12 protein-coding genes are annotated in these 11943 nt (G+C 49.9%); 1 reads left to right on the top strand and 11 read right to left on the bottom strand.

Annotation, left to right across the window (positions count from 1 at the left end; translation table 11 throughout):
• Positions 1-178 precede the first annotated feature (178 nt).
• Positions 179-1150, top strand: coding sequence for a Na/Pi cotransporter family protein (locus tag AM231_RS03855; RefSeq protein WP_054401407.1), 972 nt, complete (start codon positions 179-181; stop codon positions 1148-1150).
• Here the strand turns inward: AM231_RS03855 and AM231_RS03850 are convergent.
• The 11 genes from AM231_RS03850 to AM231_RS03800 all read right to left on the bottom strand — a co-directional run bounded on the left by AM231_RS03850 (position 1147) and on the right by AM231_RS03800 (position 11930).
• Positions 1147-1602, bottom strand: a complete 456-nt coding sequence (locus AM231_RS03850) for an NUDIX hydrolase (RefSeq protein WP_053489157.1) — start codon at positions 1600-1602, stop codon at positions 1147-1149. The two genes, AM231_RS03855 and AM231_RS03850, sit on opposite strands and share 4 nt — an antisense overlap.
• 85 nt (positions 1603-1687) lie before the next feature.
• A complete protein-coding gene (gene mtaB, locus AM231_RS03845) occupies positions 1688-3031 on the bottom strand; it encodes a tRNA (N(6)-L-threonylcarbamoyladenosine(37)-C(2))-methylthiotransferase MtaB (RefSeq protein ID WP_054401406.1) in 1344 nt (447 codons plus the stop codon).
• 2 nt (positions 3032-3033) lie between these two features.
• Entirely contained in the window at positions 3034-3804 is a 771-nt protein-coding gene (locus tag AM231_RS03840; RefSeq protein ID WP_053489159.1) for an RsmE family RNA methyltransferase, read from the bottom strand.
• A 72-nt stretch (positions 3805-3876) separates the two neighbouring features.
• Positions 3877-4569, bottom strand: a complete 693-nt coding sequence (locus AM231_RS03835; protein ID WP_053489160.1) for a site-2 protease family protein — start codon at positions 4567-4569, stop codon at positions 3877-3879.
• A 2-nt stretch (positions 4570-4571) separates the two neighbouring features.
• Positions 4572-5549 (bottom strand): 50S ribosomal protein L11 methyltransferase, encoded by a 978-nt coding sequence (prmA, locus tag AM231_RS03830; protein ID WP_054401405.1) that lies wholly within the window; start codon positions 5547-5549, stop codon positions 4572-4574.
• A 183-nt stretch (positions 5550-5732) separates the two neighbouring features.
• On the bottom strand, positions 5733-5933 hold the full coding sequence (locus tag AM231_RS03825) for a YfhD family protein (protein WP_054401404.1): 201 nt from the start codon (positions 5931-5933) through the stop codon (positions 5733-5735).
• A 47-nt stretch (positions 5934-5980) separates the two neighbouring features.
• Positions 5981-6352: a hypothetical protein gene (locus AM231_RS03820; RefSeq protein WP_053489163.1), complete on the bottom strand. Its 372-nt coding sequence runs from the start codon at positions 6350-6352 to the stop codon at positions 5981-5983.
• A gap of 228 nt (positions 6353-6580) precedes the next feature.
• The gene (dnaJ, locus tag AM231_RS03815) at positions 6581-7699 is read right to left on the bottom strand and encodes a molecular chaperone DnaJ (RefSeq protein WP_053489164.1); all 1119 of its coding nucleotides are present in this window, start codon (positions 7697-7699) and stop codon (positions 6581-6583) included.
• A gap of 92 nt (positions 7700-7791) precedes the next feature.
• Positions 7792-9630, bottom strand: coding sequence for a molecular chaperone DnaK (gene dnaK / locus AM231_RS03810; RefSeq protein ID WP_054401403.1), 1839 nt, complete (start codon positions 9628-9630; stop codon positions 7792-7794).
• A gap of 89 nt (positions 9631-9719) precedes the next feature.
• Positions 9720-10331 (bottom strand): nucleotide exchange factor GrpE, encoded by a 612-nt coding sequence (gene grpE, locus AM231_RS03805; protein WP_054401402.1) that lies wholly within the window; start codon positions 10329-10331, stop codon positions 9720-9722.
• Between the two features lie 63 nt (positions 10332-10394).
• Positions 10395-11930: a TCP-1/cpn60 chaperonin family protein gene (locus AM231_RS03800; RefSeq protein WP_054401401.1), complete on the bottom strand. Its 1536-nt coding sequence runs from the start codon at positions 11928-11930 to the stop codon at positions 10395-10397.
• Positions 11931-11943: the final 13 nt, after the last annotated feature.

Genomic DNA, 11943 nt, shown 5'->3' with positions numbered 1-11943 from the left:
CCTTAGATTGTCCCTGACGAATTCAATAGGCATGCATGTCCGCCTGGGGTCATATACGTAATTAGAAAAAGCACCTGCTCAAACCTAGCTGAGAATTCGATTCAGGTACTTTAAATGCATAATGCGTTGTCTTAGTATTCGTATCTTTACATTTTATTTCTCAAAAAAGGAGAACATCATGCTATCCTCACTCTGGTTTCCTGTCTGTTACGGTCTTGTCCTATTCCTGTTTGGTATGAAGGTGATGGAAGTTGCCCTCCAGCGCTGGGCCGGTCCACTGCTGCATAAGTGGCTCCACAATGCGACATCAACGCCTATTAAAGGCATGATCGCCAGCACGGTGGTTACAGCTCTGCTGCAGAGCAGTACCGCGGTTACCGTGCTGGCAATCGGCTTCGCCAATGCCGGTTTGTTAAGCCTGGCCGGTACCCTAGGGGTTATCCTCGGCACAAACATCGGCACGACGGTAACCACCGAGCTCATCAGCCTGCAGATCGGACAAGCAGCCATGCCCCTCCTTGTCCTCTCACTGATGCTATGGGTTGGTGCCGTCATCGCAAGTGAACGCGTGCCTTCAAGCAGCGACAATATAAAAAATCAATTGGTCCGCGGTCAGTTCCTGTGTCTTGCGATCGCCGGGTTCTCGCTGGTATTGCTAGCGATACAAATCATGCAATCCATAGGCCCGACACTGCAAACCCTCGGTTTGTTCCAGTGGTTTGTGGATCATGCCTCGCAAAGTGTTCTCTGGGGCATTGCAGCCGGCATGCTCTTGACTGCTCTCATGCACAGCGGCACTGCCGTGATCGCTATGGCTATGGGTCTAGCAGCCAGTGCGTCCCTGCCTCCAGTGATCGGGGTGGCGATCGTGCTTGGCTCCAACGTAGGCACCTGCGTCACAGCTCTGATAGCCGCCATAGGCAGCAGCCGGGCAGGGCGGTTTGTAGCCTGGTCCCACATGGGGCTAAATGTCGGTGGAGTCCTGCTCTTTACTCCCATGATATCGGGTTTAACCACCGTATCCGGCTGGCTCGCGGCAGACCCTGCTGGACAAATCGCCCATGCGCAAACTCTGTTTAACATTGTATGTTCGCTGATTGCCCTTCCTCTATGCTATCTGCCCTTCTGGAGCAAGCGGGCACAGACCTAACCCTTCATATCCTCATCCGCAGGGATGCTGACTTCAAGCAATGCGAGTGCTTTACGCAGAATAATATCATTGTTATTATAGCCGTTGCTCCGCTGCTTCCTCCATGCCGATAGGGGTTCGAACCAATCCACCCCGTTGATTTCCTCGACTTGGGGTTTTAAGGTGCCTCCTACTGCCTTAACCAGGTAGTAATGAACTTCTTTATCAACCTGACCGAATTCAGGATGCTGATATTTATAAGCAATAATGTCCACTGGAGAGGTGATGGATCCGACGATACCTGTCTCCTCGCAAATTTCTCGGAGAGCCGTCTGCTCAACCGTTTCTCCTGCTTCCATTTTCCCTTTGGGAAGCGAGGTTTTTCCATAACGGTCCAAGATGAGCTGGACTTGAAGCGCCCCTTCATGGTGACGGTATACAACGCCGCCTGCGGAAATTTGTGTGTATGTCACGTCCTATTCCTCCTTCATGTACAACAAGGATTCCACTTCCGGTAGCCAGGAAATGAAATCCTTGTCTGGATGGCTGCTATTGTAATTACTGGGCAGCTGCCTTTAGTCCATGATCCACGATGCTAAGGAGTTCGCCCTCGCATTCATTCACACCGGCTTTGGTCACTTTTACACGACACAGTTTGCCTTCGAGCTCAGGCGAACCATTGAACACAAGCTGCAGATAGTTATCACTATAGCCCTGCATCATGCCGCCCTGAGGAGCTCCCTTGTATTCTCGTTCCGGAATTACCTCGAGAATCTGACCCACAAAACGTTCAGCATATGCAAGCTGCAGTTGCTCTGACAAATCAATCAGATCATGCACGCGTGCATTCTTCACTTCGTCGTCCACCTGATCCTCCATCCGTGCCGCCGGCGTACCGGTCCGCTTGGAATACGGGAACACATGCATTTCGGAGAACTGAATCGCCTTCATGAGGTCATAGCCGTTTCGGAACATCTCATCGGTTTCGCCAGGGAAGCCAACGATAACGTCCGTCGTAATGCCCACATCGGGCATGGCTTGACGAATCAAGCCCATCTTGTTATAGAACTCTTCAGTTGTATATTTACGGCGCATCCGTTTCAGTACCGTATCATCCCCCGCTTGCAGCGGTATATGAAGATGGCGGCACATTTTGCTGGAACGGTTCAGAACATCCAGCATCTTCTCATCAATCTGACTTGCTTCAATGGAGCTGATCCGGATTCGTTCCAAACCGTCCACGCGGTCAAGATCCCATAGTAGATCTGATAATCGGTAATCCTCCAGATCATCGCCATATCCGCCGGTGTGGATACCCGTCAGCACGATCTCCTTATAACCGGCATCAACAAGCTGATGTGCCTGCTGTATAATGCTCTTCGGATCACGGCTACGTGAAAGACCGCGGGACCAAGGGATAATGCAGAACGTGCAGAAATTGTTGCATCCGTCCTGAATTTTAAGAAATGCGCGAGTACGCTCTGCGAAATCCGGAACGTCCATTTCCTCAAATACCCGGGTCTTCATAATGTTGCGAACAGCATTGATCGGCTGACGCGTTTTTTCGATATCGTGAATGAATTCCATGATTTTATCGCGATCCTGGTTCCCGATCACAAGATCCACACCCGGGATATCCAGAATTTCTGCAGGCGAGGTTTGCGCGTAACAGCCCGTTACAGCCACGATGGCCTCGGGATTGCGGCGAACCGCTCTTCTAATCATCTGACGACTCTTCTTGTCCCCAGTATTGGTAACATGACAGGTGTTAATCAGATAAACATCAGCGGTTTGTTCGAAGTCCACCTGGTCGTAGCCTTCATTCTTGAAGTATTGCCAGATGGCCTCGGTATCATAAAAATTGACTTTGCAACCCAACGTATAAAACGCTACGGATGGCATGTTCAAACGCCCCCCATTTCTCCAGATTCATATAGTGCGCAGGCAAGCGCCGTCATGCCGGCTGTCTCGCAACGCAGGATCCGTTTTCCAAGTCCAACAGATACGGCCCCTGCCTCCTCAGCAGCCCGGCTTTCCTCTTCCGTAAAGCCGCCCTCCGGCCCAATGACCAGCAGCAAGCTGGCCTTAGAGCCGAGCTCCGGCAGCGCCTGCTCCACAAAAGGCTTCAACATGTCCCTAAGCTGGGAACCATGCTCTTTTTCATAACAAAAATAGATTGCATCATAGCCAGAAAACGAGGCTAGCAGATTTTTCCACGACAAAGGCTGTTCAACAGACGGGACCCGGTTACGGTGGGCCTGTTCCGCTGCCTCCTTCGCAATCTTGCGCCAGCGCTCCAGCCGCTTGCCTTCTTTCTTGGCATCATACTGAACAATCGTCCTTTCCGACAGAAAAGGTACAAAGGATACCGCACCGATCTCGGTACACTTTTGGATAACGGTCTCCATTTTGTCGCCTTTCGGCAAGCTCTGAGCGATGCTAACTTGCAGGTGCGGCTCTTGAGTCATCTCCAGTGGTTCAACCACAACAGCAGCAACACTGCCTGCCTCAATACTCTCAATTTCCACCACGGCCTCGCGGGATACCCCGTCGCTAACAATCAATTGATCACCAAGTCTGCCTCGCATGACCTTGGTAATATGACGGGCATCATCGCCCGTAATCTCAACACGTTCTCCCTGAAATTGCGCGGGAGTCACAAAATATCGCTGCATCTCTATCCTCACCTAACTCCAAAATCGCCAAACCCCATCATACAACTTTTCGAACAAACTGACCAGAGAAAATCAGAGCCGGTAACCACCCGTCATCATAATGAACATATCCAGAAATTTGGATGACAGCGCATGTGCCGCATCATATAGAGGCTTGATCGTATAATCCTGAAAAACAGGCAACAGTATGATCAACAGGAATACTAGGATCGACCATTGCTCAAACTTCTGAATCTTCGCACTCATCCGCGGAGGAAGTGCATTCTCAAGAATTCGGTATCCATCCAATGGAGGCAATGGAACAAGATTAAACAGACACAGAAAGAAATTAAGTAATATAAATATATTAAAGAATAAATGCACCGCTTGATCCGTCTTCGTAATCCCTTCTGGAGGAATTATCCCTGTTTGATACAAAAGTGCATATATAAGCGCCCCCAGGATTCCGAGCACAAGGTTGCTCAGCGGACCTACTGCCGCGACAATGATACTCATACGGCGCGGGCTGCTGAAATTATCGCGATTAATGGGTACCGGACGAGCCCAGCCGAAACCGGCAACAAGCAAAAGAACGATCCCCAAGAAATCAAAATGCACAGCTGGGTTCAGCGTAACCCGTCCCAGCAGCTTAGCCGTAGGGTCTCCGAATTTATTTGCAAAATAGGCATGAGAGAACTCGTGCACGGAAAACGCGATGATTAGAGCAATCAGGTAAAAAGGAAGTTGTTCCAGCGGGTAAAATAGCAGTTGATCCAAAACATTCATGATTAGTTCTTCCTCGCCACGAATGCAACCCAATCATCTTCACGACAAATATCCGTAATTTCAAAACCGGCTGCAATCAGAGCCTTCTCCACGACCTCTTCCTTGTTCTTGTAAATGCCCGATGCGATATAAGCACCTCCCGGCTGGAGAGCCTGGTACACATCGTCTACAAACAACAGGATAACCTCAGCCAAAATGTTAGCTACAACGATATGAACCGGGAGCGTAACACCCAGATCCGATTGATCGGAAGAATCCGTAAGTACCGAGAGCAAGTCACTTTCCTTCACCGTAATCCGATCTTCCAAACCGTTCAGACGGGTATTCTCTTTTGCGCTGGACACAGCTACCGGGTCCAGATCGAGTGCCAGGATTCGTGAAGCCCCCAAATGCGCTGCACCGATGGAGAGAATGCCTGAGCCTGTCCCAACGTCGATGACTTCCTCTCCGCCCTTGATCACCATCTCCAATGTCCGCAGGCATAAGGAAGTCGTCGGATGTGCCCCTGTGCCGAAGGCCATGCCTGGATCCAGTTCGATAATCGATTCTTGGTCGGATTCTGGCGTGTACGTCTCCCAAGTCGGCTTGATCGTCAATCGCTCAGATACACGGATCGGCTTAAAATATTGCTTCCAGGCAGTAGCCCATTCATTCTCATCCACCGTTTTCATCTCATATCTGACTTCGCCAGCATCAATGCCGAAATCTTTCAGCTCATCAACGCGGGGCGCAATTTCATCGCGGATTGTGTCCAAATTCACAGTCTCATCAAAGTACCCCTTGATGACAGCAAAGCCTTCAGGAATATCGTTAAATGGGACAACTTCATCAAACCACTGTCCCAAAGAGGTATCCCGCTTCTTGTTCGTTGTACCGGATTCCTCAATAGAAACGCCTCCGGCTCCTGCCTCATGCAGGAAATTCGTAATCATCTCCACGGCTTCCTCCGTGGTATGTATCGTCAATTCATGCCATAACATCTATTACCGTTCCTCCTCATTCATACATAAATATTATTGTACTATATAGAGGACCCTGGATACAAAATTTGCACTGAAATTGAAAGAGGCCATGTATTTCCAGATTAACTCAAATAAAAGAAGCCCTCCCTTAAAACCTCCATAATCAGAGGGCAAGGTGGGCTCTTTCGTATTTGGAACAAACTAATCTACGTTTTTACTGGTTTCATCAAGGATTTTCTTCAATTGGCGTTCGTCCGCGGCCTCGCTTCTGCGCAAGGCTTCAACATCATCGCTGTCCGCTTCCATAGCCGAAAACTCAACATCCTCGGCTTTGGCGGATTGAAGGGCAATCATCTTTTCGGTTTTGCTGGAGATTTTCCCTTTCTTTACGCGTCTCATCATGGCTGCTGTTCTCCTCTTCATTAAAAATGAGTACATGGCCTGCTCTGTTAGATCATGCCGCCGGATTCTTCGATTAAACGCATGGCTTGCGGGAATACGTTTTCGTCTAATACAACCGTCAACAAAATATCACGGCCCTCGGTCCCGTCCTGGCCTCCACCACTCATACCGCTGGCGGATGGGTCTGCCGCTCCAAGGATACCTGCACTAGGCCCCGAAATATCCGCATTTAGAGTCAGGGTGGTTAAGCTTGTAATCTTGCCAGTCAACGGATTCATCGGATCGTTCAACTCCCCGCCGGGATCGGCGCTGAACCGGTCGATGGACATATCAGCAACCCGCAGCGATTGTAATTTACTGGCTGCATGCTGGGCTTCTTCCGGGCTTTTGAAATACGCCAATATATTCTTCTCTGTCACTTCATATCACCTGCATTTCCTCTTCATTATTCCGGGTGGAGACTACTTTAGGTTGCTTCATCGCAAAGGGAATTATTCTTGAGAAAATGCTCTTGTCGCTACAGCCTGAGGCTTCTGTACATTGCCCTTGCCTTATACAAAGAAAGCAGCAGGCCAAAGGTTCGATATAACCTTTAGCCTGCTGCTATTCTTCTTAATCCTAAATGGGACTAAGCCCTGGATTCTATATTAGTCACCACGGAATGCTTTTTTTACGCGGTCAAAAAAAGATTGCTCCTGCTCGTGGGTCTGCTCGCCATCAAGTGAAGCAAATTGACGAAGCAGCTCCTTCTGCTCATCGCTCAGCTTGCTTGGTGTGATAACCACAACCTTGACATGCTGGTCGCCCTGTCCCATGCCGCGCAGCCGGGGCACCCCTTTGCCTTTCAAACGGAAGAAGGTCCCCGTCTGAGTCCCGGCAGGGATCTTCAGCTTCACTTTCTCGGTCAGCGTTGGGATTTCTATTTCATCGCCAAGAGCGGCTTGCGCAAAGGTAAGCGGCACTTCGCAATAAATATCGTCGCCTTCGCGTTCGAAGAAGTCATGCGGCTTCACGCGAATTACGATGTACAGGTCCCCGGCCGGACCGCCGCGGAGTCCGCCTTCGCCTTCACCTGTCATGCGCAGCTGAGCTCCGTCATCCACACCAGCAGGCACACGCACATGAATCTTACGCTGCTTCTTCACTTTACCGTTACCGTGACAAGTCGTACAGCGTTCTTTTATAATCTTTCCAGTTCCGTTACAGTTCGAGCAAGCACGGCGGTTCACCATACGCCCAAATGGTGTATTTTGCACTACCTCTTGCTGTCCGCTGCCGTTACACACCGAGCAAGTTTGCGGCTGCGTGCCTGGCTTTGCCCCTGAACCGTGACATGTATCGCATGTCTCCGTTCGTGGAATGGTAATATCCGTTTCTTTACCGAATACGGCTTCTTTAAATTCAACCGTCATCGTATATTGCAGATCGTTCCCCCGTTGAGGCGCATTTGGATCACGGCGTCCATTGCCGCCAAAGAACATATCGAATATATCTCCAAAACCGCCGAAATCCCCGGAGAAGCCGCCCCCGCCCATGCCTTGGTTCGGATCAATATGACCGTACTGGTCATAACGCGAACGCTGCTGGCTGTCGCTTAATACATCGTAAGCCTCTTTCACTTCTTTGAATTTGGCTTCCGCGTCAGCCGCTTTGTTCACATCCGGATGGTATTGGCGAGCCATTTTTCGATACGCCTTCTTGATATCGTCCTCCGATGCGTCCTTGCCAACACCGAGCACCTCATAATAATCACGCTTATCAGCCACGGTTTCACCCCAATCTCTTTATTACTCTTTACATAAGGAAAGCCAAAGTGCGAAGATGCGCAGCTTTGACCTTCCCATACAATCTATTCAGATTAACCTTTGTTTTTATCTTCGTCAACAACCTCGTATTCCGCATCTACGACATTATCGTTCTTAGGAGCACCAGCATCAGCACCTTCAGCAGCTTGCTGCTCTTGAGCCGCTTGCTCATACAACTTCACGGACAGCTGTTGTACGATTTGAGTCAGCTCCTCAACGGAGGCGTTAATCTCTTCCAGATTATCGGATTCAAGCGCCTTTTTCACTTTGTCTTTTGCTTCGTTTGCTTTTTCCACTTCGGAAGCATCGACTTTGTCTCCAAGGTCCTTGATGGTTTTCTCAGTCGTGTATACGAGTTGGTCAGCGTTGTTGCGAGCTTCAACCAGCTCTTTGCGTTTACGGTCTTCCTCAGCATGAAGCTCGGCATCTTTCATCATTTGTTCAACTTCAGCATCGCTCAAGCCGCTGGAGGAAGTGATGGTGATCTTCTGGCTCTTGCCAGTACCTTTGTCGGTTGCCGATACGTTAACAATCCCGTTTGCATCGATATCGAAGGTAACTTCGATTTGTGGTACACCGCGTGGTGCTGGAGGAATATCTCCAAGCATAAAGCGTCCGAGCGTTTTGTTGCCGGCAGCCATTTCACGCTCACCTTGCAGCACGTGAATTTCTACGCTTGGCTGATTGTCAGCATACGTGGAGAACACTTGAGATTTGCTCGTTGGGATCGTGGTGTTGCGGTCGATCATTTTTGTGAACACGCCGCCTGCGGTTTCGATACCGAGGGACAGCGGAGTTACGTCGAGCAATACAACGTCTTTAACGTCACCAGTCAATACGCCAGCTTGAACAGCTGCACCAAGTGCAACCACTTCGTCAGGGTTTACGCCTTTGTGAGGCTCTTTGCCTGTCAATTTCTTGATTGCTTCTTGTACGGCAGGAATACGAGTAGAACCACCAACAAGCACAATTTTGTCAACATCGTTAGCTGTCAGACCTGCATCGCTGAGCGCTTGACGAGTTGGGCCAAGAGTACGCTCAACGAGGGAAGCGGACAATTCTTCGAATTTAGCACGAGTCAGGTTGATCTCAAGATGCTGAGGTACCCCATCAGCAACGGTGATGAACGGCAGGGAAATTGTAGTTGTCAACACGCCGGACAATTCTTTTTTCGCTTTTTCCGCAGCATCTTTCAGACGTTGAACAGCTGCTTTATCCTTGCTCAAATCAATGCCTTGGTCTTTTTTGAATTCTGCTACCAGATAGTCAATGATCACTTGGTCAAAGTCGTCACCACCAAGCTGGTTGTCACCGCTGGTTGCTTTTACTTCGAAGAAGCCATCGCCCAGTTCCAGAATGGATACGTCGAAGGTACCACCGCCGAGGTCATATACCAGGATGGTTTGATCTTCGGACTTCTCCATGCCGTAAGCCAATGCAGCAGCTGTAGGCTCATTGACGATACGCAGCACTTCAAGACCCGCTATTTTACCTGCATCCTTTGTCGCTTGACGCTGGCTGTCATTAAAATATGCAGGAACCGTGATAACCGCTTGGGTTACGGTTTGGCCAAGATAAGCTTCCGCATCCGATTTCAGCTTTTGCAAAATAATGGCGGAAATTTCTTGTGGTGTGTAGTCTTTGTCATCGATCGTTTCTTTGTGATTCGTACCCATGTAACGCTTGATGGACATGATTGTACGATTCGGGTTGGTAATAGCTTGACGTTTTGCTGTATCTCCGACGACACGCTCTCCGTCCTTCTTAAATCCCACAACGGAGGGGGTAGTGCGCGCTCCTTCCGGGTTAGGGATAACTACTGCTTCTCCACCCTCCATAACGGCCACGCAGGAGTTGGTTGTTCCTAAGTCGATACCAATAACTTTGCTCATAACAAAAATATCCTCCTTATTCATTCATACGAATCCTCGTATGATCCTGATCAATTTTTTATATATGATAAACGACTATCAAAAGTCATTTACATGCTGACTTTAACCATAGCAGGTCTCAATACTTTATCTTTCAACATATACCCCTTCTGCACTTCTTCAACCACGATGCCTTCCTCGTACTCCTCGCTCTCCACTTGCATGATGGCTTGGTGGTACTCGGGATTGAATGGCTCGCCAACGCTCTTCATAGCTGACAAGCCTTCAGCAGCGAGGACTGATTCCAATTGGCGGAAAATCATGTTGACTCCCTTGGAGAAGGATTCAAATTCCGGATTCTCCTCGGACGCCTGCAGGGCACGCTCAAAATTGTCGATAACAGGCAGAAGCTCTGTAATCAGTTTGGAAGAGGCATATTTGCCTAATTCCTCCTTTTCCTTCTGCGTGCGGCGACGGAAATTATCGAAATCCGCCTGAACCCGTAAGGTCCGCTGCTGGTGCTCCTGCACCTCTGCCTGAAGTTTCTCAATTTCGGCGGAATTTGCAGTTTCACCTGTTTCCTCCACAGTCGTTTCCTGTTCGGAATTCACTGCTTCCTCCGAAGGTCCGCTCTCATCTGAGTTCGGCTTATTCTCCAATGTTTCTTCTAATATTTCTTCTGCTGCTGTATCTTGAACGGCATCCTTATGCTCATTATTCAAGACGCCTTCACCTCCTTATATTAAAAAACGGGTTAGCTGTGATTCTTATATATGACATTATCGTTATTCGCCTATTTCTTTCATCTTGATCACGTGATGAATGCGCAGTACGGCTGCCGCTACCTCGCCCGCTGCCCGCAGGCCATGAAGTTTGACCAGAGCCGGATCAAGCACACCCAGCTCTTCATAATCGACAACGCGGCCGCTGTCACAATCAATGCCCATCCCATCGGAGACGGCACGGATTTGTGCCGCGCGGACCTCTTCCATCTTCTCGAGCGGGTTGTAACCGGCATTCAGGAGAATCTGTGACATGGGTTTACGCAGTGCCGCTGAAACGGCCTCCATGCCGAATGCTTCCATCCCTTTCTGGGTTTCCCGAATTCGTTCAAGATCATAGGATACGGCGAGTTCGCTTGTCCCGCCGCCTGGAAGAACGCCACCGGATACGGCAGCCTGCAGCGCCGATGCTGCATCACACGCAATTCTGGCTGCCTCGCCTACAACTTCAGAGGTACTGGCGCCCACAATTACAGTCACTATACGATCTTGGCTGCCGCAGGATAAACGGATTTTTTCAATGTGTTCGTCATAAGTCACACGCGGGGTATGACCGAGGAGAACCGCCAGCCCCTGCGGATCTTTATGTAACGCCTTCCGACGTATGGGGGTAGCACCTGTCATGTCGCTTACCCGGCGAAGATCCGCACGTGACACACGCGGTACAACCATCATCCCGTGATCCAGGCAGAATTGCTCCGCATCGGGATGGATTCCTTTTTCAAGAAGGATCAGCTTAACGGACATTTCGGACAATTTCTCCAAATTTGAAGCAAAAATGCTTCTCAAGTCCATATACTGTGCGAACCCCGCTTCAGTAGTAAGGGCTTCTTCACCGATATCATCCGGTTCAAGCGAGTCATACAATACAAGCACTTTGGCATCCTCGTACGACCTTGACTCCCTGGAAAAAATCGGCCGCTGCCGGAGCAGAACCCCCTCGAACACTTCATTGTCGGCATTCTCCAGCGCAATTATACTGTCTGCAAGCGAGTAGGCGGGGTCCTGCAGACGGGTTATTCCGGCTTTATGAGCGGCATGCATAATCAGTTCCACGATGTCTTTTCGTTCACGACCGGCAACGTACACCGTCCGTTCCAGAAGAGGATCGTTTAGTCCTTCGATCACCCGCACCCTGCTCGCTAACAGCTCCAGAGATTTCTCAACGCCCTGACGCAAGCCCTCTACTACCTTGGATGCAGGCACACCCCGCGTTATGCGGGATACCCCTTCTTGAACGAGAGCGCCTGCAAGCACGGTGGCCGTCGTGGTTCCATCGCCTATTTTCTCCTGCTGTGCACGTGCCACCTGAATGAGAAGCCGGGCTGCAGGATGGGTGACATCCATCTTGTCCAGAATCGTCACCCCGTCATTGGTAATAACCACTTCCCCACGGGGACCGACCAACATCACATCGAGCCCCTTGGGACCAAGCGTGCCTTCCACAGCGGACGTGACGGCCCGGACGGCATTGCTGTTATTCAGCAGTGTAGAATAACGCTCATCTCCATCTACTTGGCTATGTTGTCCTTGGGTCATCTGTCTCACTCCT

Source organism: Paenibacillus solani (genome assembly GCF_001277345.1).
Taxonomy (GTDB): domain Bacteria; phylum Bacillota; class Bacilli; order Paenibacillales; family Paenibacillaceae; genus Paenibacillus_AQ; species Paenibacillus_AQ solani.
This window is presented reverse-complemented; position numbering and strand designations above follow the sequence as displayed.

What these genes read in the sequence shown, in the direction of transcription:
- AM231_RS03840 (WP_053489159.1), bottom strand. Translation starts at nt 3,804, where the DNA reads ATGCAGCGATATTTTGTGACTCCCGCGCAATTTCAGGGAGAACGTGTT.
- AM231_RS03855 (WP_054401407.1), top strand. Translation starts at nt 179, where the DNA reads ATGCTATCCTCACTCTGGTTTCCTGTCTGTTACGGTCTTGTCCTATTC.
- AM231_RS03835 (WP_053489160.1), bottom strand. Translation starts at nt 4,569, where the DNA reads ATGAATGTTTTGGATCAACTGCTATTTTACCCGCTGGAACAACTTCCT.
- mtaB (WP_054401406.1), bottom strand. Translation starts at nt 3,031, where the DNA reads ATGCCATCCGTAGCGTTTTATACGTTGGGTTGCAAAGTCAATTTTTAT.
- AM231_RS03800 (WP_054401401.1), bottom strand. Translation starts at nt 11,930, where the DNA reads ATGACCCAAGGACAACATAGCCAAGTAGATGGAGATGAGCGTTATTCT.
- prmA (WP_054401405.1), bottom strand. Translation starts at nt 5,549, where the DNA reads ATGTTATGGCATGAATTGACGATACATACCACGGAGGAAGCCGTGGAG.
- dnaK (WP_054401403.1), bottom strand. Translation starts at nt 9,630, where the DNA reads ATGAGCAAAGTTATTGGTATCGACTTAGGAACAACCAACTCCTGCGTG.
- AM231_RS03825 (WP_054401404.1), bottom strand. Translation starts at nt 5,933, where the DNA reads ATGATGAGACGCGTAAAGAAAGGGAAAATCTCCAGCAAAACCGAAAAG.